Source organism: Bacillus sp. MC1252 (assembly GCF_056838025.1).
In genome coordinates this window covers 2,306,401-2,328,728 of sequence record NZ_CM166369.1, presented here as the reverse complement: position 1 = coordinate 2,328,728, position 22,328 = coordinate 2,306,401, and the positions used below count along the sequence as shown (strand labels likewise).

General features: G+C 39.3%; 32 protein-coding genes. 29 read left to right on the top strand and 3 right to left on the bottom strand.

What is annotated here, in order from left to right; all coding sequences use genetic code 11:
• Window positions 1-64: 64 nt before the first annotated feature.
• From ACYH0L_RS11930 to ACYH0L_RS11905, 6 genes are all read left to right on the top strand, one after another.
• Entirely contained in the window at window positions 65-349 is a 285-nt protein-coding gene (locus ACYH0L_RS11930; protein WP_171465196.1) for a hypothetical protein, read from the top strand.
• Between the two features lie 72 nt (window positions 350-421).
• The gene (locus tag ACYH0L_RS11925; RefSeq protein WP_482354068.1) at window positions 422-628 is read left to right on the top strand and encodes an XtrA/YqaO family protein; all 207 of its coding nucleotides are present in this window, start codon (window positions 422-424) and stop codon (window positions 626-628) included.
• A gap of 77 nt (window positions 629-705) precedes the next feature.
• Entirely contained in the window at window positions 706-1,485 is a 780-nt protein-coding gene (locus ACYH0L_RS11920; protein WP_482354067.1) for a DUF5986 family protein, read from the top strand.
• 31 nt (window positions 1,486-1,516) lie between these two features.
• A complete protein-coding gene (locus tag ACYH0L_RS11915; RefSeq protein ID WP_482354066.1) occupies window positions 1,517-2,680 on the top strand; it encodes a helix-turn-helix domain-containing protein in 1,164 nt (387 codons plus the stop codon).
• Window positions 2,681-2,761: 81 nt separating this feature from the next.
• Window positions 2,762-3,145 (top strand): ArpU family phage packaging/lysis transcriptional regulator, encoded by a 384-nt coding sequence (locus ACYH0L_RS11910; protein ID WP_482354065.1) that lies wholly within the window; start codon window positions 2,762-2,764, stop codon window positions 3,143-3,145.
• A gap of 197 nt (window positions 3,146-3,342) precedes the next feature.
• Window positions 3,343-4,389, top strand: coding sequence for an NADH:flavin oxidoreductase/NADH oxidase (locus ACYH0L_RS11905; protein WP_482354064.1), 1,047 nt, complete (start codon window positions 3,343-3,345; stop codon window positions 4,387-4,389).
• A 247-nt stretch (window positions 4,390-4,636) separates the two neighbouring features.
• On the opposite strand, the gene ACYH0L_RS11900 is transcribed toward ACYH0L_RS11905, so the two are convergent.
• Both ACYH0L_RS11900 and ACYH0L_RS11895 read right to left on the bottom strand, forming a co-directional pair.
• A complete protein-coding gene (locus ACYH0L_RS11900) occupies window positions 4,637-4,999 on the bottom strand; it encodes a VOC family protein (RefSeq protein WP_482354063.1) in 363 nt (120 codons plus the stop codon).
• A gap of 31 nt (window positions 5,000-5,030) precedes the next feature.
• Complete coding sequence (locus ACYH0L_RS11895; protein ID WP_482354062.1) at window positions 5,031-5,435, bottom strand: DoxX family protein; 405 nt, start codon at window positions 5,433-5,435, stop codon at window positions 5,031-5,033.
• A gap of 382 nt (window positions 5,436-5,817) precedes the next feature.
• Here ACYH0L_RS11895 and ACYH0L_RS11890 point away from each other — a divergent pair, with 382 nt between their 5' ends.
• From ACYH0L_RS11890 to ACYH0L_RS11790, 21 genes are all read left to right on the top strand, one after another.
• Complete coding sequence (locus tag ACYH0L_RS11890; protein ID WP_482354061.1) at window positions 5,818-6,231, top strand: MarR family winged helix-turn-helix transcriptional regulator; 414 nt, start codon at window positions 5,818-5,820, stop codon at window positions 6,229-6,231.
• A 573-nt stretch (window positions 6,232-6,804) separates the two neighbouring features.
• Window positions 6,805-6,984: a hypothetical protein gene (locus ACYH0L_RS11885; RefSeq protein WP_341081729.1), complete on the top strand. Its 180-nt coding sequence runs from the start codon at window positions 6,805-6,807 to the stop codon at window positions 6,982-6,984.
• Window positions 6,985-7,074: 90 nt separating this feature from the next.
• Window positions 7,075-7,419, top strand: coding sequence for a structural protein (locus tag ACYH0L_RS11880; RefSeq protein ID WP_482354060.1), 345 nt, complete (start codon window positions 7,075-7,077; stop codon window positions 7,417-7,419).
• A 66-nt stretch (window positions 7,420-7,485) separates the two neighbouring features.
• The gene (locus ACYH0L_RS11875) at window positions 7,486-7,983 is read left to right on the top strand and encodes a hypothetical protein (protein WP_482354059.1); all 498 of its coding nucleotides are present in this window, start codon (window positions 7,486-7,488) and stop codon (window positions 7,981-7,983) included.
• 146 nt (window positions 7,984-8,129) lie between these two features.
• The gene (locus ACYH0L_RS11870; RefSeq protein ID WP_482354058.1) at window positions 8,130-8,714 is read left to right on the top strand and encodes a BA5345 family protein; all 585 of its coding nucleotides are present in this window, start codon (window positions 8,130-8,132) and stop codon (window positions 8,712-8,714) included.
• Between the two features lie 238 nt (window positions 8,715-8,952).
• A complete protein-coding gene (locus ACYH0L_RS11865; RefSeq protein ID WP_482354057.1) occupies window positions 8,953-9,354 on the top strand; it encodes a hypothetical protein in 402 nt (133 codons plus the stop codon).
• Window positions 9,355-9,525: 171 nt separating this feature from the next.
• Entirely contained in the window at window positions 9,526-10,245 is a 720-nt protein-coding gene (gene terS / locus ACYH0L_RS11860; protein WP_482354056.1) for a phage terminase small subunit, read from the top strand.
• Window positions 10,245-11,543: a PBSX family phage terminase large subunit gene (locus ACYH0L_RS11855; protein ID WP_482354055.1), complete on the top strand. Its 1,299-nt coding sequence runs from the start codon at window positions 10,245-10,247 to the stop codon at window positions 11,541-11,543. The genes terS and ACYH0L_RS11855 overlap by 1 nt, the downstream gene beginning before the upstream one ends.
• Window positions 11,543-13,063, top strand: a complete 1,521-nt coding sequence (locus tag ACYH0L_RS11850) for a phage portal protein (protein WP_482354054.1) — start codon at window positions 11,543-11,545, stop codon at window positions 13,061-13,063. The genes ACYH0L_RS11855 and ACYH0L_RS11850 overlap by 1 nt, the downstream gene beginning before the upstream one ends.
• Window positions 13,060-13,965, top strand: coding sequence for a phage minor head protein (locus ACYH0L_RS11845; protein WP_482354053.1), 906 nt, complete (start codon window positions 13,060-13,062; stop codon window positions 13,963-13,965). The genes ACYH0L_RS11850 and ACYH0L_RS11845 overlap by 4 nt, the downstream gene beginning before the upstream one ends.
• Window positions 13,966-14,048: 83 nt before the next feature.
• Entirely contained in the window at window positions 14,049-14,873 is an 825-nt protein-coding gene (locus ACYH0L_RS11840; RefSeq protein ID WP_482354052.1) for a hypothetical protein, read from the top strand.
• Between the two features lie 26 nt (window positions 14,874-14,899).
• Window positions 14,900-16,066, top strand: coding sequence for an XkdF-like putative serine protease domain-containing protein (locus ACYH0L_RS11835; RefSeq protein ID WP_482354051.1), 1,167 nt, complete (start codon window positions 14,900-14,902; stop codon window positions 16,064-16,066).
• 23 nt (window positions 16,067-16,089) lie between these two features.
• Complete coding sequence (locus ACYH0L_RS11830) at window positions 16,090-17,019, top strand: phage major capsid protein (protein WP_482354050.1); 930 nt, start codon at window positions 16,090-16,092, stop codon at window positions 17,017-17,019.
• Window positions 17,020-17,024: 5 nt separating this feature from the next.
• A complete protein-coding gene (locus ACYH0L_RS11825) occupies window positions 17,025-17,396 on the top strand; it encodes a YqbF domain-containing protein (RefSeq protein ID WP_482354049.1) in 372 nt (123 codons plus the stop codon).
• A 5-nt stretch (window positions 17,397-17,401) separates the two neighbouring features.
• Window positions 17,402-17,794, top strand: a complete 393-nt coding sequence (gene yqbG / locus ACYH0L_RS11820; protein WP_482354048.1) for a protein YqbG — start codon at window positions 17,402-17,404, stop codon at window positions 17,792-17,794.
• Window positions 17,791-18,147, top strand: a complete 357-nt coding sequence (locus tag ACYH0L_RS11815; RefSeq protein ID WP_482354047.1) for a DUF3599 family protein — start codon at window positions 17,791-17,793, stop codon at window positions 18,145-18,147. Before yqbG ends, ACYH0L_RS11815 begins: the two co-directional genes overlap by 4 nt.
• Window positions 18,144-18,650 (top strand): HK97 gp10 family phage protein, encoded by a 507-nt coding sequence (locus tag ACYH0L_RS11810; RefSeq protein WP_482354046.1) that lies wholly within the window; start codon window positions 18,144-18,146, stop codon window positions 18,648-18,650. Before ACYH0L_RS11815 ends, ACYH0L_RS11810 begins: the two co-directional genes overlap by 4 nt.
• Window positions 18,651-18,654: 4 nt before the next feature.
• The gene (locus ACYH0L_RS11805) at window positions 18,655-19,110 is read left to right on the top strand and encodes a phage tail terminator family protein (protein ID WP_482354045.1); all 456 of its coding nucleotides are present in this window, start codon (window positions 18,655-18,657) and stop codon (window positions 19,108-19,110) included.
• Window positions 19,097-19,321, top strand: a complete 225-nt coding sequence (locus tag ACYH0L_RS11800) for a YqzN/YkzM domain-containing protein (RefSeq protein WP_410612589.1) — start codon at window positions 19,097-19,099, stop codon at window positions 19,319-19,321. Before ACYH0L_RS11805 ends, ACYH0L_RS11800 begins: the two co-directional genes overlap by 14 nt.
• A gap of 2 nt (window positions 19,322-19,323) precedes the next feature.
• Window positions 19,324-20,670, top strand: coding sequence for a phage tail sheath family protein (locus ACYH0L_RS11795; protein WP_482354044.1), 1,347 nt, complete (start codon window positions 19,324-19,326; stop codon window positions 20,668-20,670).
• A gap of 1 nt (window position 20,671) precedes the next feature.
• Complete coding sequence (locus ACYH0L_RS11790) at window positions 20,672-21,115, top strand: phage tail tube protein (protein WP_034282378.1); 444 nt, start codon at window positions 20,672-20,674, stop codon at window positions 21,113-21,115.
• Window positions 21,116-21,461: 346 nt separating this feature from the next.
• Here ACYH0L_RS11790 and ACYH0L_RS11785 read toward each other — a convergent pair whose 3' ends face one another.
• Complete coding sequence (locus ACYH0L_RS11785) at window positions 21,462-21,518, bottom strand: putative holin-like toxin (protein ID WP_229200408.1); 57 nt, start codon at window positions 21,516-21,518, stop codon at window positions 21,462-21,464.
• 182 nt (window positions 21,519-21,700) lie between these two features.
• Between ACYH0L_RS11785 and ACYH0L_RS11780 the strand changes: the two genes are divergently transcribed.
• On the top strand, window positions 21,701-22,150 hold the full coding sequence (locus ACYH0L_RS11780; RefSeq protein WP_095285430.1) for a phage tail assembly chaperone: 450 nt from the start codon (window positions 21,701-21,703) through the stop codon (window positions 22,148-22,150).
• A gap of 23 nt (window positions 22,151-22,173) precedes the next feature.
• Window positions 22,174-22,326, top strand: coding sequence for a hypothetical protein (locus tag ACYH0L_RS11775; protein ID WP_008361258.1), 153 nt, complete (start codon window positions 22,174-22,176; stop codon window positions 22,324-22,326).
• The last annotated feature ends 2 nt before the right edge of the window (window positions 22,327-22,328 follow it).

The following is a 22,328-nucleotide window of genomic DNA, read 5'->3' as shown; positions in this document are numbered from 1 at the left end:
TCTATGAACCACTTAAAAAATATGAACTGCTCAGTCGGATCAGGAAAGGATGGAGGATTATCAGATGAAAAACAAATTCTTAGAAGGAGACTGGATCAAAGCATCAAGGAAAGGCAAAAGAGAAACACTTAACAAAGAAGGTTATGTACTTAAAGTATCTGAAGATGACATTTTAGTAAGGTTCCTTAGTGGAAACACCTTGGTTGTTCCAAAGTCTTGGGCTGAAAATTTGGATGAGGTTCTGACAGAAGTTGATCTGAGGGCTTTGATTGACCTGTCTTTAGATTTAAGGGACGAACACTTCTTTAGAATGTGTGTACGTGATTTGCAAGCTCTTCAGGGCAAATAAAAAGAACCGAAGCACAAGGCCCCAGTTCTATTGAATCTGCACAATTCATTATAACATGGGGAGTGCTGCAAAATGAACCGACCTATTGAACTTGAAAACATACACCAGCTTTCCGTTGGGGCCTTGATTGAACAAAACAAAATTAAAGTGGTTATACTTGATGGTTGGAAAGGTTCGGCATACTTATCGAACACGCCGAAATATGGAAAAACAAGTGTTCAGACAAAAGAGGGTAAATTTTCCATAGTCAACTTTGATTATGGTTATAAACTTCCCTGATATTGCATTTTTGGTTGACTTTTTTTATAATAAACGTAAATGTAGTTTATTTTTAAAAAGAGGCAGGGGATTTTGGGATGCGAAAATATGATTTGGGAGAAACAGAGTTTAAATCTAATTTAGTCAGGGCTTTTTCAGACCCTGTTAACACATCTCTCCAAGATTTGAAGGAATTTATGGGTTATAGAGCAACTTTTAATTCTAGAGGTATGAGCGCGTGGGATATAAGGTTTAATCGTATTCAAACCCTTGAAGATGAAAAAAGTGACATAAGGACTTTAATTTCAAATAGAAGGTTTTGGGAATTTGCAATGAGCTTAAAAAATCGTACTCTGTACATATACACTAAAGAGAGTAACCTAGAAAGAGTACGGAAGAATTTTGGGAAAAGTAAAATTCATTATTTCCATGCTTTTTTGTATAAAAATATTAAATTTGATGACCATTATCATGTTTCAGGGGAATGTGTACAAGGAACATTGTTTAATTCAGGTATTGAAGATTATAATGAAAAACGTAAATTCGAGGCTATAAAGATGTTGGGTGAAAATTATACGGAGATTGATCAAGTAATTTTCGTTACTTTAAAAGAAGAAAAAGGGAAAGCTGTGAAGGTAGATGCTAATTTGTTTTCATCTGATTTTAGATTAGTTTATAAAGAAGATTGGAGTGCCTTCATCAATCCTGCTTATGAAGAATCTAAGCTTAATGAACAAGTTAGTAACTCTAAAAACGGAACGGGTAATACTAATAAAACTATTCCTGTATTAAAACCAGAAATTCAAAAGAAAATTCAGGACAAGAAAAAGTTGCCTAATCTTAAAAGCACCAAGAAAAATCACAAAAAGGATAGTTGATACTTTCCTGTTAAAGTGGAGGGTATAATTAATGATAAATACTAAATTTAATGGAAATAGATTAAGGGAAGGAAGAATATATAGAGGATTAACTATTACTGATTTAGCGGATAAACTAGGTGTTAGTAAACAAATGATCTCAAAATATGAAAATGGAAAATCATCACCTCCTTTCGAGAGTGTACTTAAATTAATTGATGTATTAAAGTTCCCGAAAGATTATTTTTATCAAGAAGGTATTGATGTTAAGACTGGAAACACATATTTTAAATCACTACTATCCACTGGAAAAAAAGAGAGAGAAATGCAAAATGATCGCGTTAAATATCTCACTGTAATACGTCATTTTATGGAAGAATATATTGACTTTCCAGCTCTTAATTTGCCTAAATTCGACTATGACGTACCTTTAGATATAGAAGAAGTTGCAATGAAAGTGAGAGAGCATTGGGGACTAGGAAGTGAACCAATAAGGAATATGGTGGGGCTTCTAGAGGAAAATGGGTTTGTTGTTACATCAATTAATACGAGCACTAACAGTATTGATGCTTTTGGCAGTAATCAAATTATTGAAGATAAGGAATACTACACCATTGTATTAGGCAGTGATAAGAGATCATTTTATCGAAGACAGTTTACAGCTGCTCATGAATTGGCGCATAAAATTTTACACGATCCAGAATTGAACACCTACGAAATATCTAAAGAGGAGTTTAAGAAAATAGAGGAAGAAGCTAACGAATTTGCTTCTGCTTTCTTATTACCTAAGGATGCATTTTTTAAAGATGTTTCACTGCATCGAACTGACCTTAATTATTATAAACACTTAAAGAAAAAGTGGTGTGTTTCAATTAGTGCAATGATAGTAAGAGCTCATAGACTAGGTGTAATAACTCCTAATCAATATCAATATTTACAGCGCCAAATAAGCAGAAATAATTGGAGATTAAATGAACCTTTTGATGATACCAAGAATTTGGAAGAACCAGTTGCTATTAGGCAAGCGGTTGAACTTCTGATTGAAAATGATGTTTTAGATGGTAAAGAATTTCTGCAAAAGCTCTCTAAAGATTATCAGTTAAGTTTGCTTAGAGAAGAGGTTGAACTCCTTTTAGGTTTGGAAAAAGGATATCTAAAAACTGAAACTGAGAACGTACGTATAATTAGTATAGAAGCTCTAAAAAACAAAGCTTAAAGTCTTGAGAAGATACCCGGACACCAATCGGTTACAAATGTATTTGGTTGGTGTCTTTCATTTGCAATAGGAGGGTGTACATTGTTAGTTAAACAATTATCATTAATTTCAGAAGTTAATGAAAAAGAAGTGCGAAACACAGTCATCAAAGAACTGAAAACGTATAGATCACTAAAAATACAAGCGAAAAATAGGAGAGAGCAAAAGGAAAAGGGAGTCATTGGGTTATTCCCGCAGCTGCGGAAAAGCACCGAATATAATGAGCTGAAGGTCAAGCAGATGGATAGGGCGCTAATGCACTGCCTTGATCAAGATGAATACAGCATCATAGAAAAGAAATATTTGTCTCCGGAAAAAATAAAGGATCTTGAAATCATGATTGAACTGGGTATAAAAAGAGATAAGTTTTATCAGGTGAAAAGACAAGCTATTAACAATATCGCAACAGCACTCGGAATAATCTGAGCGCTGTTTTTTTATGTTTAATTTTTTCTTTAAACGATTTGAACTGCATTCTGTTTTGATTTCCATATATGTCTTACAAAGATCAATTGCATGGCTATGTACAAATTTCTCTGAGATAGAAATATTGACATAAAGAGACGGATGTTATATTTTATTTGCATGCGCAAACAAATAATAGAGAGTGAGGTATACTTATAATGGCAACTATTTCTACACCGTTTAGCATTAAAAATCTTGAGCTTAAAAACAGGATTGTAATGGCACCAATGTGCCAATACTCCGTCGAGAAAGGAGACGGTATTCCTAACGAGTGGCATTTTGTCCACTATGTTTCACGAGCTATTGGTGGTACCGGATTAATCATTATGGAAATGACAAGTGTTACTCCGGAAGGTAGGATCACAAATGGCGACTTAGGGTTATGGTCTGATGATTCAGTACCTGCATATAAACGAATCATTAACGAAATTCACAAACATGGAGCAAAGGCAGCTATACAAATTGCTCATGCTGGTCGAAAAGCAGAAGATGCTGAACAGCCTGTTGGCCCATCAGATATACCTGTAGAAGTATTACCTGACGAGACAAAGAATGGTAGTCTCAAGCCACCTAGAGCTTTGGAGACTGACGAAATCCAGACTATAATTATGCAATTCAAAGATGCTGCAAGTCGAGCAGTTAAAGCTGGATTTGATACTATAGAATTGCATGGAGCTCATGGTTATTTGTTACATCAATTTATGTCTCCTGCCATAAATAACAGACAGGACGCTTACGGTAAGGACCTTGCTCTATTTGGAGAAGAAGTTGTCAAAGCTGTTCGGTCAGTAATACCAGAAGATATGCCTCTTATCATGAGAATGTCTGCGATTGAATATATTGATGGTGGTTATGAAATAGATCATGCAATAAAGATGGCCAAACGTTTTAGAAATGCTGGGGTAGATATGTTCCACGTATCAAGTGGAGGAGAAGGTATTCCTGGAAAGAAAAAGCCCGGCAACCACCCTGCATACCAGGTTCCTTTTGCTAGCGCATTTAAAGAAGCTTTGAAAACCCCGGTTATAGCTGTTGGCAAATTGAGTACTCCTCAAGTCGCAGAGGCGACATTAGCAAATGGAGATGCTGATCTTGTAGCAATCGCCAGAGGTATGTTAAACGATCCTTATTGGGGATTACATGCTATAAAAGCTATCACGCATAAGGTCACACCTCCAGTACAGTATAGTAGAGGTATACGATAGTTTCTGTTTTTATTTTTGATAACGCAACATATTAAAACAACCAATCCAAACTGGATTGGTTGTTTTTCTTATAATTCTTATCTCTTTGGAGGAGTAAATCTTTTTGCATTACTATTTTTCGGATAATCTATCCCATTAGGATAAGTTATAAGCTCAATTACCATTCCCCACGGGGTTGTACCATAGGCAAATTGATTCGCCTCGTCATTTCCCTCTATCTCATTAAGAATTTTTGTAGGTTGGGTATTTAATTGACCACCAGCGGTTCAAACTTTGTAACAGCTTCCTTCATATTATCTACATAAACAGCAAAATGCTGAATACCCAAATCATCTGGATTACTCGGTTTTCTTTGTTCTATACCTTGATATTGGAATAGCTCCATACTAATACTTTCTCCTATAGACACTACTCTCATGTGAACAACTTCTGAACCTTTTTTCAATCCAAGAATTTTCTCGATTTCTTCACCGCCTATAGTTCCTTCCTCAGGCTTCTTAGAATCATAAGCTACTGTAGCGCCAAATGCTTTTTGTAGAAAATCAGTTGCTTCCTCCATATCTGGAACTGTAATACCGATGTGATCAATACCTCTAATGATGTTACTCATAGGGACACACTACCTTTCTAGTATATAAAATTTAAAATAATATATGATCTAATGAATATATACCTGGTCCGACAATTATTATGGCGATTGCAACAAAAATAATAAGCATGTTATATTCAGCACCATTATTTGTAATCCAATACCCGTTTCTTCCTGTTACCGTAATGATAGCTGCTACCATGGCAGCTATAATCAGAATGGATGCAAGTGGTGTTAAAAGACCCAAGGCTAATAGCAAACCTCCTCCAATTTCAGACAGTGCTGCAAAGAAAGCCATTAACTTAGGAGGCTTTAATCTCATATGGCCGAAACTCTCTACAGTCTTATTCCATACATTTATCCCAAACCAACCTATGGTTTTTTGTAATCCATGTCCAATGAAAGTAAGTCCTAATAGGATACGGATTAACAAAATAGCTATACTCAATACCGTCACCTCTTTCTGACTACTCTAACCTCAAACCAACTTCCTTTGTGGTATCAACACTATAAATAGTACTTTTAAGTTAATCTAAAGTAGAGAACGGTAACCAACCAGGTCGACTCTGCACGTATTCCCACATTGCATCTGGTAAAGTTAAATCATCCCAGTCATTAGTAATAATTTCTGTTTGGATCAACGACTCCTCTCCATTGCTTACTTTCTCTATCCAACAACTGGTATAGTTCTTATTAGATCCCCTCCCTTATTTGCTTGCGCAAACAATTTTGTAGCTATATATTATCCGTTCATGCATTTCTTAAACATGTTTTATGTTTGCAGCCCTTAATTCATTAAGTTATTCTAGAAAGTAAGATACTATAAATAGGAGTACACTATGAAAACTGAGAACTTAATTGAAACTTGGTTCAATTTTTCCAAATACTACAATAGAATTACAAACGCTATTGACTATACCTTAAAAGATCAATTTGGATTAGACATAAAAGAGTTTACTTTACTCTATACTCTTTCGGAAGCGGATCAAAAAAAACTACGATTACAGGAACTACATTCCAAAATTGATTTAAGCTTGAGTGCTTTGTCGAGAATGGTATCCAGACTTCAAAATTATAAAGACGGAGAACTTGTATCACGAATAACTTATCCGGGGGATAAAAGAAGTGCCTATATAGTCTTGTCAGAAACAGGAGAGGAATTACTTATATCCATGTTAAAGACTATTGATGAAGCATTACACAAATCTTTATTACCAAAAGATATATCAAATATAGTGGAATTGCTTAAATAAGGAAGGGGAATTATCCCCTTCCTTTTGTATTGTGCAATTTGAAAGCATTCATGATTTAGAAAGAAGAATGATAGTTACAATAAAGCCTACCGAAGAGCATTCAATTTAATGAATGCTCTTTTTTGTTTGGCGATAAAACACCGATAAATAGCCGACAAAAAGCTGACAAAACGGGGGATAAAAAGGGGACCTTTTTTCCTAAGTGAATCATCGTATGATAGAGACAAGCAAAACGAACGTGAATATTTTGTCCAGAAGGAAGAACCTGCGGACGCTGATCATTGAGCACTTTAAGTGCCTTGATTGGTGTCCGCTTTTTTATTGGGAGACGCGTCTTTCCCTTATCAATGGCGTATCTGGATACGGAACAAAGGTGTTGAGGAATGTGGCCATACGAGAGGGACATTCTGAGCCTGGATAGCAGCTGGTCTGCGGCAGCCGTATCGAGGACAGTTTTTCATTTTACTTGATGATTGACTGTACTTGGCATCCTCTCGGAGTGTAGTCATCATTGCAAAATCTATTTAAGCGAATAGCGTAAGGTGGTGCTTATTCGGCAAGGAGAGTATGAACATGAAGATCAGGGATTCTGTTTCTAAAGAGACATTAAAGCAATTTAAAAGCATTGCTCCTGGTTCTAATCGAAAGAAGAGCGATGCTGATCCGATAACGACGCGCGATTGGGAAGAAATAATGGGGACGAGACGCGAAACGTATCAAAGACAAAGCGGCCGTATCCGAAGAAAACGATAAATTTTGGGAACAGTCGTCTTTTGGGTGTATGGCTGCAGGTGCTTTGGCGAGGGATAGGAGCGCAAAAATATAAAGAGGGAGATGATGAGCATGGCATCAAAATTTGGTGTATCTGCTAATCCAAAAAAAGCAAATCATACTTTAGGAAAGGACAAGGTTGTGATTGTTGCGATTCAGAATCACAATGATTACATTTGTGGGCCAAACCTTATTCCTCAACGAAAAGTAGAAGGGAAATGGGTAACAATCAAAACGAATTCACCTAACCTGTTGAACCCAGCAGAGAAACAGTACGATGAATTCAGCATCAAGGAATCACTTGATAACAAGAAAGGTACTTATCGATTTAGAGTTGATGTAGAACGTTATGACAAGCAAGGCAACCACGTTGAAACTGTTGGAACGTTCTACACTAGCGAATTTTACGTTAAATAAAACCATTTCACTGAACACCTGAAAATTTCCAAATCACCTCCGATATAAGTTTAGGAGGTGATTCTTATGAATGAAATTAACGAAACTAACGAATTTACATCATTTGGTCAGATTAGAGACGTGCCAATGTATTTGCTGCGCTTTGGGAAGAATATGCATAAAGCAAATTTTGCTGAACAAACAGCATTTAAAGAAAAAATCAAAAAGCATCATGATAGTAAAAAAATTAAAATGCTTTTGGACAGGCTTGAAGAAGGGATCGATAATCATAAAGCTTCAAGTCATTTTACTACTGCTTTCTTTACGATTTTGGCTGTAATATTAGGTAGTACAATAAATTATGGTCTTAGTTTGGCAGACGTTGAAGGAGCAGCGCCATTGATTATATTAATGACCTTTTATACTGCTATTATAATCTGGGGTTATCAATCTATAACTCATTCACGAATGCTAAAAAAAGCGAGCAGATATAAAACATTGCTACAAGAGTGCATAGATGAAATGTCTCAAAAGAAAAGCAAAAGACGTTTCTTAAAATTAACAAACAAGTATCGGACACCTTAGGAGATAAGGTGTTTTTTTGCGTAAAACTGCACATTATTTTGTTTGAGAGCGGCTTCTATTGCGGAGGTTGCTTTTCGTTCAACAAATTTCGCATATTATTTCATTACCATTTTCTTTCACCGATAATAAGGTGGGAGGCGATTAAGTTGAATTTTGAATCGAAATATTTAGTAAGATGGGGATTACCAGGATGGGTATTTATGATATTTATAACCCTGTTTTACTTGATAAACGAACCAGAATACATACCACATATTTTAAAGTATAAAGGGTTCTCGCTTGTAGGATTTACAGCACTGGCTGCAGCACTAGGAATAATTTTAGGACATATCATTCATCAGATTAGCTTGTTTTTGTGGTTTGTAGTTCCTGAATACAGAAAAAGAAAATGGCTAATTTACTTTGATAGAGAGTTTAAGATAGACAAGCGAATTGTTGAAGAGGAAAAAATCGGTAAGGAAATCAAAAACATATACAGTTATCGTTTGGGACAACTGCATGCAAGAAGGGGATTGCTTACTAGTTTAATGCTGTCATTTGTAACTATAATAATACTCTGTTGGACAGATCTAAATTTACTCAGTGTAAAAACAATAATACTTGAAATATGTAACGGTGCTCTAATAATGATTATGCTAATAAATTATCACTATTTTGATAGGAATCTAGAATATTTTATGAATAGAGTAAATATGTTTGAAAAACAAAGTAATTCAAGTGATGACTCATGACAATCTAATAATAAAAGGCATCACTATTTAGGTGTCTTTTTGTATTTTCTGTAAATAGTTCCCGGTGAATCTCGAAATAGACAATCGGCTTTAAAAGGAGACCTCTGATTGTAGGCCCGGTTTATAAAGAATATATCCAAGCGCTTTCCCAAAAGAGAGGTCACTTTTTCGATCGACAAATTTTGCAAATAGTTCTATATGCTCATTTTTTGCCGATATAAAGGGGGGAGGTGATACTATGGGTTATAGATATGATATGAGGAACTATAGTCCTCAGCAGAAAGCAATTGTACGTCAAAGAGATGAAGAAGAAAAACTTCGTCGAGAAGAAGCTGAGCGACAAAAAGTCAAATGTGAGGAAAGCCCAAGAAACGGTGATTATGAGGGTGTCTATTTCAATAAAAACGGAAACTGTTTATTGGAATTAAGAGTATCTGGGACTGCTATTGTAAATGCTCCTTGTGGATTAAAGGATATTGACATAAAAAAATGGTTGTGTGAAACAGGGAGAGAATATCTTGATAAGGTTAAGAAATTTGAGATAGTTACTATTCTTTCTCATGACGTAGAAGATCAAAAGATTATTACAGAATGGGAATTCCTCCGCAGAGAGGATTTACCCGAAGAATTTGATTCATAAGAACTATTTAGAAGCGCTTTCCATTGGAGGGCGTTTTTTTGTTCCCTGTAAACTGCTTCCGGTGAATCTTTACATCAAGCATCGGCTTAAAGGTAGAGTGCGGCGGCAGTTTAGAGAAAATAAAAATCCCAAAACAAACACGAATCAGAAGGAGGTGGCAGGTGAATGTAAATGGCAGAAAAGCACATTCAGGCGCAGAAAGATTACGTCAAAGGTATGAAATACAAGGACCTTGCCGAGAAATACGGGGTGTCGATCAACACCATAAAATCATGGAAAAAGCGGCATGGTTGGGAAAGGAAAAAGGGTGCACCAAGAGAAAAAAGTGTGCACACAAAAAAGGGTGGTCAACCCGGTAATGTTAATGCGCTAGGTAATAGCGGGGGCGCAGCACCAATACGAAACCAAAACGCAAAGACGCATGGGTTTTACTCAAAGCACATGCCGGCTGAAGCGTTTGAGATCATGCAGGACATTCAGGAGTTTTCCCCCGTTGATTTGCTATGGGAGCAAATACAGATTCAGTTCACAGCGATTGTAAGAGCACAAAAAATCATGTTCGTTGAAAGCAAAGACGAAATGATCAAAGAGCTGAAAAAGAAAAAATCAGTCGTTTCAGATTCAACCGATATTGAGGAAGAAGAATACGAGTTTCAATTCGCTTGGGATCGACATGCTACTTTTTTGAATGCTCAATCTAGGGCGATGTCTGAGCTTAGGGGCTTAATAAAGCAGTTTGACAACATAGCCCATGAAACAGACGAAAGACGGCTTAAACTGGAACAGATGAGGCTTAATATTGATAGGACAAAAGCTGAAGTGGAACGGATTACAAATAATAAAGAAGATTCAACGTTTGAAATCATTATCAAGGATAAGGGGGGACATTGATGGAAAAAGAAGTGAACCCCCACTTTAGAAAATTTCTTTTTGACTGGGATCAGAAGTTTCAGTTCTTGGTGGGCGGTTACGGCTCATCCAAAAGCTATCATATTGCCCTGAAGCTAATTCTGAAGCTGTTAGATGAAAAGCGAACCGCTCTTGTGATTCGTGAAGTCTATGACACGCACAGAGATTCCACGTTTTCGCTTTTTGAAGAGATCGTGAATGATCTAGGACTCGATCATGTCATTCAGTGCCGGACATCTCCGCTCATGCTGAAATTCCATAGCGGCAGCCGGATCATTTTCAAAGGATTGGACAAGCCAGCCAAGTTGAAGTCGATCAACAACATCTCGATCATATGGATTGAAGAGTGTTCAGAGGTTAAATACGAGGGATTCAAGGAGTTACTTGGTCGTTTGCGTCACCCGACTTTGGATTTGCACATGATACTATCAACGAACCCTGTCGGGCAGGATAACTGGACATACCGTCACTTCTTTAAGGACGATCAGAACAACCGATTTATCCTGGATGACGAGACACTATACAAGGAACGTACTATCGCTATCAACGATACGTACTATCATCATTCTACAGCTGAAGATAACTTGTTCCTTCCGGTCAGTTACATTAAGCAGCTGGATGAACTAAAAGAATATGATCCCGACCTTTATCGAATTGCGAGGAAAGGTCATTTTGGCATAAACGGAATTCGTGTGCTGCCACAATTCGAGGTGCAGCCGCATGAAGATGTGATGCTGGCCATCTCAAATATAAATCGGCCTTTACTTAGAGCGGGCATGGACTTTGGTTTCGTAGAGTCATATAACGCATTGATTCGACTGGCTGTCGATCACGAGAAGAAATATCTATACATCTATTGGGAGTATTATCAAAAGGGCACAACCGATGATGAAACTGTACAAGAGCTCATCGAATTTGCCAAAACAAAAGAGCTGATCAAAGCGGATACAGCTGAACCGAAAACAATCGCATACTTCAGGAAGATGGGATACAACATGGTGGCTGCTCGTAAGTTTCAGGGATCACGCTTGCAGTACACAAAGAAGGTCAAACGGTTCAAGAAAATCATATGTTCCGATTCATGTAAAAACACGATCTATGAGCTTCAGCCGCTCACATATAAGACAGACAAGAACGGTAACATCATAGAAGACGAGTTTAAGATTGATCCTCATACCTTATCGGCCATCTGGTATGCGCTTGATGACTATGAGGTCACTGATCTGAAAGAGAAACCAAAAGAGCGGACACGCCCGAACAGAGAAAGGAGGTCACGCTGATGAAAACGGTCAGAGCAACAGTGATGAAAGCAAATGTGTCTGAAACCACTAAGCAGATTTATGAAGATGGATTTAATTACAAGATAGATGATGTGATTGAGCCACCATACAATATCAAAGAGCTCAAACAAATGGCCGAGTATTCTACCATTCTTCAACAATGCATCGATGCGTACAAAACGAATATTTTAGGATTTGGCTTGGGAGTTGAATACACGTTCGACTTCAACGCGGAGAATGCACCAGAGGGAAAGAAAGAGGCAGCTGAGAAAGAATGGACCCAACTTGAAGAGTTCGCCAGATATATGAACTATGATGAGTCAGCCGAAGTGGTTCTTGGTTATGTAATAGAAGACCGAGAGAAAACAGGTAATGGATTTGTGGAAGTGCTTCGAGAAGGTACAGGGAAACCTGCAGGTATTGAGTACCTGGATGCACAATACTTACGAGTTTGTAAGCTGAGCGATCCCGTTGACGTCGAATTCCGATACACAGAAAATGGCCAAGTGAAATCATTGAAGCGAAAGAAGAGATTCAGGAAGTATGTGCAGCAGGTCAACACTAAAAAAGTATTCTTCAAGGAGTACGGTGATCCAAGAACATTGAACGCTGCTACGGGAGAATACAGAGAAGACACCCCTTCTGATCTTGTAGCAAGCGAAGTCATCCACTTTAAGATTGGCAGCGGTACATATGGTGTTCCACGCTGGATTGGTAACATCGTCAATATGTATGGAGCGCGCAAAGCTGAAGAGCTGAACTATCTGTACTTTAAACAAGGGCGGCATGTGCCGGCTGCAATTACTGTAGAGAATGGAATGCTTTCTGAATCCTCGTATGAACAGCTGCAGGAATACATGAACGGCATCGAGGGCTCAGACAATGCACATAAATTCCTGTTACTAGAAGTGGAAGGGATTCCGAAGAAGGATGAGCTATCGAACGATGAAGAGCCGGCTAATGTGAAGGTGGATATAAAATCATTGGCCGAGATTCTCCAGGAGGATGCGTTGTTTCTTGAATACGACGAGAAGACGAGAAACAAGATACGTTCTTCTTTCCGTCTGCCGCCGATCTACACAGGCGAATCACAGGATTATAACAAGGCCACAGCTGACACCGCTCGAAAAACGACAGAAGAACAGGTATTCCAGCCGGAGAGAATGATCATCACTGGCAAGCTCAATACACTCTTTCTTCCTGATCTTGATCTCTGGCATGTGCGGCTCATATTAAATGGTCCTGATTTTCGTGATCCGCTCGAAATTGCAAAGGTTCTTACACCGTTTATTCAAGCAGGAGCGGTTTCACCGAATGACCTGCGTGATCTGGCTGGCCGTATTCTTGGTAAGACACTTGAAGAATGGCCAGAGGAAGAATATCACCGACCAATTGAGGCGAAGCCAAAGGCATCAACTAGCTTACTTGATACGGTTCTTCAAAAGTCTGCGGGTTCTCAGGAAGATCTGATCCATCTCTTAAAAGATGTTAGGGATGAACTAGAGGAGATCCGCAAATGAGCAAGATCGATCAGCTGATAAAAAACATCAATACCTTTGTACAAAAAGCGGAGGCAGATGAGGTCGAGGAACTCAAAGCGGCGGTGGCTGATTTCCCTGAACTGGAGGATATCCCTTCTTTGGTGGAGGATTATGAGAAAAGCATCGCTAGATTGTTCAGATTGCAACGTAGGATGTTTTTGAATGAACTGAATGGTTTTATATCCAAGAACGATTCGGAGACGTTAGAATCAATTCTAGCGTTCTTTCAAAATGACTTGTTTGCAGCTGATGAATTTGCGGAGCTGTTCGGAAAAGAAACGGCCATATTCTTGACTTTGACTGTCACGCAGCTGGCTGAGAAGATCATGCATTCCATCGATGCAGATATTCCATTCAAGGTTCTTTCTGAGAAAACTGAACAATGGATTGAATCATGGTCTCAGGAGTTGGCGCAGCTGATGCAGCTGAATACTCATGAGGCTATTGAACAAACCTTGAAAGATGGCATAAAAGAAGGCCGGTCTATCCAGGAGATTGAATTGGAGCTGAAGGACCTTCCTGAATTCAGTCGCAAACGTGCACGTGTAACAGCTGTAACTGAAGTGTTGACCGCTTCTTCTGTTGCTCAACATGAATCATATGTACAATCTCCAGCTGTGACGGCAAAACAATGGAAACACAGCGGCGGGAAAAAGAATCAGTCCAGAGAAAGTCATGTGCAGCTGGATGGCACGATCATTCCTTTGGATGAGGAATTCGAGATACCAGGCAGCGGAGAGCGTTGTGTGTTTCCGAGAGATACCACGCTTTCTCCCAAAGAGCGAGTAAATTGTCATTGTGCGGTTGGTCCTGTGGTTGATCCGGCCATTTTAGGGTTGTCAGCTGATGAAAAAGAAGAAATTCGAAGTCAGTCCTTGTAAAAGCTTTTTTCAAGAAAATTCTAGTATATAAATAATTCCTCAATGCAAATTAAGGTTGTATTCAACTTTAAGGAGGATTATTTATGAACAAACTTGAAATTTCTCTGTCTCAAACAACTCTTGATTCATTTATAAAAAGGAATCTAGAGAATTTCAAACAAGAGACTACTTTAAGTGATGTTATTATTGAGCAGTCAGGGGTTAAAGTAATTGGAAATGTGCATATCGAAAAAATAAAAATGAACAGTCTTAGTCTAAACGAGCCAAATCTTATTGATTTGAATAATGTTGAGGTTCAATTCAGATTGTTAAATATAGTAATTGAAGTTGACGTTGAAAGAATACATGGTGAGCTTAAAATAGGGGGATTAAGAGTATTTAGTTGGGATTTCTTTGGTGCAAACCCTGATATCAGGTTAACTATTGGGCTTGAAGACTTTGTTCAGCCTAATTTTTCTGCAAATATGAAATGCTTTGTGAATAATCGGGATATTATAGTGGGTTTAAATAATTTTGATCTTCATAGCTTAAATCTACCTAATGACATTGCATCTAGGATACAGAACAATGTTATTGATGAAATAAAGACTTACATTAAAGATAAAATTCCTGGAAAATGGGAAGACAAAATAATAGACATTATTGGCGATTTGGCGAAATATTTACCAATAAGAAACTTGGGTGATTGGATATTGCAGCAGATTTCAAATAGTAATGTCTTAGAAAAATTAATAGAAAAAGCAGTAACAGATCAAGTAAAAGATGAAGTTGTTTATTCTGTTCCTCCTGCAATCGAACTGGGATCAGGTAATAAAAAAGTGTCAATTGTTTTTGATGAAACTCAACCGTTCAATGTAGAAGTAAAGGAACAACAACTTATTTCAATAGTTAATTTTAAAGATCTTTAAATAGGAGCTTGAAAGGGGGTGAAAATATGCCACGGGAATTGATTAATGCAAAGATCACACACGTTTCATACGTAGACAAGGCTGCTAATCAAAAGCAGTTTTTTTTTATGAAATCAGAAAAAGAAAATGACTTTCAAAAAGAGATCAAGGTCATTGCCAAAGCAGATGATGCACAGCGTCTAGTGTACGGTATTGTCTACGAACCAAACGTAGCAGATGCACATGGGGATTACATGACACCAGAAGAGATCGAAAAAGCTGCTCATGGGTTCCTGAAGGATGCACGTGAGATCGACAAGCAGCATGATTTCCAAGGCGGTGTCGGGGAAGTCGTTGAATCGTACATTGCTCCATCTGACTTTGAAATGGGCGATGAGATTATCAAGAAAGGATCGTGGGTCCTTGTGACGAAGGCTTCCGATGAAATTTGGGAACAGATTCAAAAGGGTGAGATCACCGGATACTCAATGGCCGGAACAGCAGACATAGGAAAACAAGAAGATCACAAGCCAGCTTCTGATGAGAAGGGGCTTTTTTCTTTGCTCAAAAACTTCTTTTTATCAAAAGGAGAAGTAAAGAACCGATACGACAAAGGCCGCATGCGTCGTGAGTTTTGGGCGGCACAAGATGCACTGAATTCCGTTTTGTTTAAATGGGATTCCTACACCGATGAAGATTTGGAGACTGATCCTGAAAAGGTAAGGGCAGCACTGCAAGACTTTGTGGAAATTACACAAGAGATTTTGCTTACTGATGACTTGGCTGGGATCCAAACTGATCCACCTGAAGAAGTCGCAAAAGCTGGCCGAAAGTTTTCCGCTGCTAACTTAACTGAATTGAAAAATGCAAGAGCCGCTATCGACAATCTGTTGAGTCAAGCGGAAGAGAAGGAGGAGAACGAAGAAGTGAAAAAAGAAGATCTGCAAAAGATGCTAGAGGACACAATTGCACCGGTTGTAAAACGACTTGAAGACCTTGAAAAAGGAGAAGGCGAGCAACAACCTGATCCGCAAGAAAACCAAACGGATGAAGCTGTCGCAAAAGAAATGGCCGCAGCTGTAGAAAAAGCAATGGCTCCAGTTGTTGAAAGAGTCGAAGCCCTTGAAAAAGCACGTCCGGAAGGTAATGGCGTAGAGGATGCACAACAACAAGACTTGCAAAAATCTGAAACGGTATGGGACGGCTTGCTTTAAGCCGAGAAAAAGGAGGAACTAGAGTGAGAAATCAAGAGGTAATTAACAAAGCGGAAGTGACGCTTGCTACTTTAAAGACAGGCGGTCTCATGAATCCGACCCAATCAAGCACATTTATTCGTATGGTGCAAAATGCACCAACACTGCTACAAGATGCACGTGTCATTCCAATGGATAGTGATGCACAAAAAATTGAAAAAATCGGTTTTGGTCAGCGGATTCTTCGTCCTGGTCAAGAAGGTGTAGGTTTAACTAATGAACAAAAGACTGCGCCAACAACAAGCACTGTGGAGCTTAATGCAAAAGAAGTCATCGCTGAAGTAAATATCACATATGACACGCTTGAAAATAACATCGAGGGTGATAATTTACAAAATACTATCATGCAAATGCTCGCTGAGCGTGCAGCTGTTGATATTGAAGAATTAATCCTAAATGGTGACACAGCGTCATCTGATGCTTACCTTGCGCAGCTAGATGGTATTCGTAAGCAAGCAACATCTCATATCGTAGATGTAGCTGGTGAACCACTTACACGCCAAGTATTCAAACAAGGGTACAAAGCTGTTCCATCTAAATATTTGCGTATTCCACAAGAATTCCGTTTTTACACATCGCCAGGACAAGAAGTCGAGTGGAAAGACAAAGTAGCGGATCGTCAAACGAATCTAGGAGATGCAGCTGTACAAGGTGGTCTTTCTTCTGCATTCGGTGTGCCGGTCAAAGGTATTGCAAACATGCAGCCATATGAAATGGGAGAGGACGGCACAGATGTTTCGGATATCTTATTGACTCATCCAAAAAACATCATCCTTGGATTCTCACGCAATATTCGTATTGAGGTTGAAAAGGATATCCGCAGACGTAAATTCATCATTGTGTTGACTGCGAAGCTAGACAGCAAATTTGAGGAAGAGGATGCTGTTGCTAAGATCATCAAGGTCAAGGAGTGATCAATATGTATACAGTTGAATTGATCAAGGGAAAGACATACTCTGTGATGGGGCATGTCTTTCTTCTTAACCAAGTTAAGGAGATTGAAAAAAAGGTTTTTCAATATCTCGATGGCAATGAGTTCTTTGATTGTAAGCAGCATGATGTTCCTGTTGATGATCCAAAAACGGATGATCAAACAAAAGAAAAGCCGTCAGAAGAACCGGCACAAGAAGCAAAAATCTACACTGAAACTGAATTGAAGGATATGAAAAAAGATGGACAAGAAGCCGTTATTGTTGATCTTGGCGGCGATCCGTCTGAGTTCAAGAATGAAAGTGAAAGAATTGCCTTCATCCTTGAAAATCAACAGCAGCAAGAAAAAGCAGGAGAGTAAGGCTGATGCTGATCTCTCCTGAAGATGTTAGGGCATATACAGTCTTTGAATCTGTGAAATACCGCTCGGATGAACTATTGGAAAGTGACATCATCGAGGCTGAAGCTGAGGTATTTAAGATCGCAGGTCATGATTTCACAAGTGAAAAATATCAGCCACTTCCTGAAAAGGTGAAGATTGCATTGATTAAAATGGCACAATTCTTCGCGCTGATCAATGGAGATGAGTCGATCATCAAAGGATACAAGTCTGAAAAGATTGGTGACTACTCTTATACACTGGCAGATGGTAACGCCGTTTCAAAGCCAGATGTGTATAACCTGTTGATAGATTATATCGAGCCAGGAGAAGCGCCAGAAGATCCAGGCAACGTCAAGTTAAGGTTGAGATCGCTATGAGCTATCAATCATTATTAACGGATCGATGCGATATATATCATCTGCAGGAAGAACAAAAAACAGGCAATCTCTATGGAATACCTGTCCAAGATGCGCAGCCGGTCTTTTCATATCCTGATGAGCCTGATCAAGTCGATCAAGCCTGTTACTTCACAGAGAAAAATCAAAACATCACACAGCAGGAGCCAAACGCAACTATTCATCAATCGTATCTTGTTCATTTTCCTATTACTGCCGATGTCCGACTTAATGACAAAGTAGTATGGGAGGGCATTACTTTGAAACTGCAAAAGCCCAGACGGATCAAAAACCACCACATTGAGGTGGTAGCCACAAGGAGTGAAAGCCTATGAGGATTGATGGTCTTGATCAATTCATTGAGGACTTGAATGCAGCTGTTAATGGCGGCTTGCAAGCAGAATATGAAGAGTGGCTTGAAGGAATGGGCTATGAGTTTCTTGATATCGTTCAGGATGAGGTTATTCGTACAAAAACGGTGGATGTTCGCCGTTTGCTCAACTCATTCCAAAAGGGAGACCAAGAAAACGTATTTTCTATGAGCAGCGGTGGTCTCACCCTGGATGTAGGGACCAACTTGGAATATGCATCTTACACAAACGATGGACACTTTACAATTGATCCTAGTAAAAATCAGGACAGGCGATGGGTTCCTGGTAGGTGGGTTGGGGACAGATTTGAATATGACCCAAATGCCGAAACAGGGATGCTCCTAAAATTTCAATGGGTTGAGGGCAGCGGCTATTGGGATAATGCAATAGCCATCTTTGAACAGATGTTTGAACAATCATTGGACCGCAAGCTGCAGCAATGGATCGATGAACAATTTGGGCGGTGATTAGATGAATCAAGAAGTCGGCGCCATCATGAATTATTGTTACAAGCGGTTTCCGGTGAAAGTATATGAAAAAGAGATTCCTGAACAGTTTCAGATCCCATCGATGTACTTTCCTGCAGCATGGACAAACACAAAAAACGATACTGTTTCAACGTTTCTCAAAACATACACGCTGCATATAAAAGTGTTTCACAAGGATTCTGGGCAGGCTCATGATGCGGCAGAAACAATCGTTGATGCCTTATCAGCGGATCGTAATATCATTCAGATGGTTGCTGAAGACGGTAAACCGCTCGATCAATATATGCGAATCAAGAGGGCGGAAACTAGGATTGCAGATCAAGGTGTGGCAACGATCGTCCTCACATGGGATAGTGCCTATTGGTACAACCGAGACGCGCAGCCAAGCCTTGACGACATAAATTTTTCAGACGGGGTGATCAAACGTGAGCAAGACTAAAAATGAATCACAGGTGAAAGAAGAAAAAGCCGCTCCGGTTCTTCCTAAAGAAGCAGCATTTTCATTTGAAGCCTTGAAAGAGCACAGCAAGGAATTGTTTGGCGTAAAGCCTGAAATCCTTGAAGGTGCTCTTTTTTATATCAAAGATCAACCAATTACAAAAACAGAAGCGAGAAAGCAGATTGATGCTTTTTTGTCTAAGGAGGTTTAAGCATGAATGGAGGTACTTTCACGCCAGGTACAGAAAAGAAGCGTCCTGGTATCTACTTCAATTTTAAAACCACAGCACAGCAGCGTATCACGTTAGGTGATCGCGGAACCGTTGCACTTCCGATTACGATGAGTTGGGGAGAGCCTAAGACGTTCATCTCTATCTCAGGCATCGAGGACTTAAATAAAAAAGTCGGATTAAACATCGATGACAAATCACTGCTTCTTTTCCGAGAAGCGAAGAAAAAAGCACAAACAGTCTTGCTTTATCGCCTGAATGAAGGGGAGCCTGCAAAGGCTCAGATCAGCGAGAATTTCAATGTGCTTGCTAATTATGGCGGACAGAAAGGTAATGAGGTCACGATCCAAGTCACTGAAAACGTATTGGACAGCTCCAAGCGTGATGTGGTGACTTACGTGGGTACAGACATTGTCGATAAGCAGGTTGTCACTGATGTCAAAGAGCTGAAGCAAAACAAATACGTTCAATTTTCTGGTGAAGGTGAAGTGACTATCACAGCTGGCGTAACACTAAGCGGTGGGAAAAACGGTGTGCCAAGCGTGGCAGATTACACAGCATTTCTTGAAGCAGCTGAAACAGAATACTTTGACGTGATCGCGCTGCCTAATAACACTAGCGAGCAGTTAAAAGCGACATTTGTGGCTTTCATCAAGCGGCTGCGTGATGATCAAGGGCGCAAGGTGCAAGGGGTTTTAGCAAACTATTCGGCTGATCATGAAGGAATTATCAATGTCACAAGTGGCGTTCTGCTAGAAGACGGCACAGAGATCACGCCAGCCAAAGCAACTGCATGGGTTGCCGGTGCATCTGCAGGAGCCAATTTCAATCAGTCACTGACATTTGTTGAATATGAAGGCGCTGTGGACACGTTAGAGCGCTTGGATAATGACCAAGTGGAATATCGCTTATCACAAGGGGAATTCTTGTTCACGTTTGATGCGAGAGATCGCACAGTAAGCGTTGAAAAGGATATTAACTCCTTAACGACTTACACAACCGAGAAGAACAAGACATTCGCTAAAAACAAGATCATTCGAGTGCTCGATGCGATCAACAACGATCTAACGAGAGAATTGAAGGATTTGATTAAGTTACGCAAAGCAAATGGCAATGACATTCCGGCATCTGATGATGGGCTGCAGCTGGTGAAAACACTCATCACGCAATATCTCACGCAGCTCCAAGATGGATCTGGAATCACTGGCTTTGATTCTGAAACAGATATTACGATCGCTTTGAATGAAGATCGTGACGGTTTCTTGATTGATCTAGCTGTTCAACCTGTTGATGCAGCTGAAAAATTCTATTTCAATGTAGAGGTGAAATAAGATGGCTTTTAAAGCGCAGAATACCATTTCAGGTAAGGAAGGACGTTTATTCCTCGATGGTGAGGAATTGGCGTTCATCAAGACGTTTGAAGCAAACGTGGAGAAAAACAAATCAGAAGTTAACGTTATGGGCCGTCGTATGACCGGTCACAAGACAACCGGTGCGAATGGGACCGGCACAGCGACTTTCTATAAAGTAACATCACGTTTCGTTCAGCTCATGCTGAACTATGTAAAAAAAGGACAAGATCCGTATTTCACTATTCAAGCAGTACTGGATGACAAATCATCCGGCCGCGGCACAGAGCGTGTCACATTGTTTGATGTGAACTTTGATTCAGCTAAAATTGCAGGGCTTGATGTGGATTCAGAAGCACTGGAAGAAGAGGTTCCTTTCACGTTTGAGGACTTCGATCTTCCTGAGAAGTTGAAAGATTCTTTTTAAGGGCGTTGGCATATAGTAAGGAGAGATCCCCTAAGGCAATGTAACTAGCTGCTCTTTAATTGAGTAGCTGGTTATTGTGAATAAATTAGAATGTCACTGTATAGAATATTATCGAAAGGCATTCTGTTTTAAATTTCTTTGTACAAATTTGTTATAATTAAAAGAGCTTGATATACTATAAACAAAGGTTGTGTGTTAGTGTATCACTAACACACAAAAAAGAAGCCAGGATGTTGGAGCATCCCGGCAATGTACAATGAGGCCCACAAGAGGGCTGGCTTATTTACATGGTGAAGCTAAACAGGAAATAGGTTATCCCTACGAACTTACCAGGATCAAGGGAGGCCTATTTTTTGTTTATATACGTCAACAAGGCAAGGATAAACATCCCGAACAAAAGCATTAGGGAAATCGCTTGGAACGTTGACATGAGCATCACCCCCTTTCGATCTGGGGTGAGCCAGGCCGCCCTTATAAGCCGTTCATATGTACGATCTATATTATACATGAAAAGATTGGAAAGCACATTCAAAAATGGATGTGCTTTTTTGCATTCAAAAAACAAATCAAAGGGAGTTTTTAAACATGAGCGAAAAACAAACAAACAACGTATATGATCTTTCATTCTTTATGCCAGGACAAACAGCTGAGACAGAAGAAATCAAATCAATCATTTCAAAGCGCTTTGTTGATAAAAAGGGTGAAGTGATTCCATTCGTATTCAAAGCGATCACAACAGAGCGCATCGATGAACTGGAAAAAGAAAACACGACTTACAAGAATGTTAAAGGTCGTGGACGTGTGAAAGACTTAGATTCTCAACGCTTTTATGCACGTATTGCGGTTGAATCAACTATTTATCCTGACTTTAAGTCAAAAGAATTGCGTGAAGCATACAGCACCCAAGATCCAGTCGAAGTGGCAAAGCGTGTCCTATCTGTCGGCGGTGAATATGCGAACTGGTTAAACAAAGCCATTGAGGTCAACGGTTTTGAAGATGAAATTGAGGACCTTGAAACAGAAGCAAAAAACTAATAAAGGACGGGAACAAAGAGGCTGTGTATCTGTATTACTGCATGCATGAGCTTCATTACTCCCCGTCTGAACTCTTAGAGGTCTATGAAGCGCCAAGGCGTTTCAAGGGCTTTTTGTTTGGGTTAATAGCCCATAAATTAGAAGTGCTTGAAAAGGAATCGAAGAAAGGAGGATAAGA

Bases quoted from the DNA above. Each gene is read 5' to 3' on its own strand.
- ACYH0L_RS11930 (WP_171465196.1), top strand. From the start codon at position 65: ATGAAAAACAAATTCTTAGAAGGAGACTGGATCAAAGCATCAAGGAAA.
- ACYH0L_RS11925 (WP_482354068.1), top strand. From the start codon at position 422: ATGAACCGACCTATTGAACTTGAAAACATACACCAGCTTTCCGTTGGG.
- ACYH0L_RS11920 (WP_482354067.1), top strand. From the start codon at position 706: ATGCGAAAATATGATTTGGGAGAAACAGAGTTTAAATCTAATTTAGTC.
- ACYH0L_RS11915 (WP_482354066.1), top strand. From the start codon at position 1,517: ATGATAAATACTAAATTTAATGGAAATAGATTAAGGGAAGGAAGAATA.
- ACYH0L_RS11905 (WP_482354064.1), top strand. From the start codon at position 3,343: ATGGCAACTATTTCTACACCGTTTAGCATTAAAAATCTTGAGCTTAAA.
- ACYH0L_RS11900 (WP_482354063.1), bottom strand. From the start codon at position 4,999: ATGAGTAACATCATTAGAGGTATTGATCACATCGGTATTACAGTTCCA.
- ACYH0L_RS11890 (WP_482354061.1), top strand. From the start codon at position 5,818: ATGAAAACTGAGAACTTAATTGAAACTTGGTTCAATTTTTCCAAATAC.
- ACYH0L_RS11885 (WP_341081729.1), top strand. From the start codon at position 6,805: ATGAAGATCAGGGATTCTGTTTCTAAAGAGACATTAAAGCAATTTAAA.
- ACYH0L_RS11880 (WP_482354060.1), top strand. From the start codon at position 7,075: ATGGCATCAAAATTTGGTGTATCTGCTAATCCAAAAAAAGCAAATCAT.
- ACYH0L_RS11875 (WP_482354059.1), top strand. From the start codon at position 7,486: ATGAATGAAATTAACGAAACTAACGAATTTACATCATTTGGTCAGATT.
- ACYH0L_RS11865 (WP_482354057.1), top strand. From the start codon at position 8,953: ATGGGTTATAGATATGATATGAGGAACTATAGTCCTCAGCAGAAAGCA.
- terS (WP_482354056.1), top strand. From the start codon at position 9,526: ATGGCAGAAAAGCACATTCAGGCGCAGAAAGATTACGTCAAAGGTATG.
- ACYH0L_RS11855 (WP_482354055.1), top strand. From the start codon at position 10,245: ATGGAAAAAGAAGTGAACCCCCACTTTAGAAAATTTCTTTTTGACTGG.
- ACYH0L_RS11850 (WP_482354054.1), top strand. From the start codon at position 11,543: ATGAAAACGGTCAGAGCAACAGTGATGAAAGCAAATGTGTCTGAAACC.
- ACYH0L_RS11845 (WP_482354053.1), top strand. From the start codon at position 13,060: ATGAGCAAGATCGATCAGCTGATAAAAAACATCAATACCTTTGTACAA.
- ACYH0L_RS11840 (WP_482354052.1), top strand. From the start codon at position 14,049: ATGAACAAACTTGAAATTTCTCTGTCTCAAACAACTCTTGATTCATTT.
- ACYH0L_RS11835 (WP_482354051.1), top strand. From the start codon at position 14,900: ATGCCACGGGAATTGATTAATGCAAAGATCACACACGTTTCATACGTA.
- ACYH0L_RS11825 (WP_482354049.1), top strand. From the start codon at position 17,025: ATGTATACAGTTGAATTGATCAAGGGAAAGACATACTCTGTGATGGGG.
- yqbG (WP_482354048.1), top strand. From the start codon at position 17,402: ATGCTGATCTCTCCTGAAGATGTTAGGGCATATACAGTCTTTGAATCT.
- ACYH0L_RS11815 (WP_482354047.1), top strand. From the start codon at position 17,791: ATGAGCTATCAATCATTATTAACGGATCGATGCGATATATATCATCTG.
- ACYH0L_RS11810 (WP_482354046.1), top strand. From the start codon at position 18,144: ATGAGGATTGATGGTCTTGATCAATTCATTGAGGACTTGAATGCAGCT.
- ACYH0L_RS11805 (WP_482354045.1), top strand. From the start codon at position 18,655: ATGAATCAAGAAGTCGGCGCCATCATGAATTATTGTTACAAGCGGTTT.
- ACYH0L_RS11795 (WP_482354044.1), top strand. From the start codon at position 19,324: ATGAATGGAGGTACTTTCACGCCAGGTACAGAAAAGAAGCGTCCTGGT.
- ACYH0L_RS11790 (WP_034282378.1), top strand. From the start codon at position 20,672: ATGGCTTTTAAAGCGCAGAATACCATTTCAGGTAAGGAAGGACGTTTA.
- ACYH0L_RS11780 (WP_095285430.1), top strand. From the start codon at position 21,701: ATGAGCGAAAAACAAACAAACAACGTATATGATCTTTCATTCTTTATG.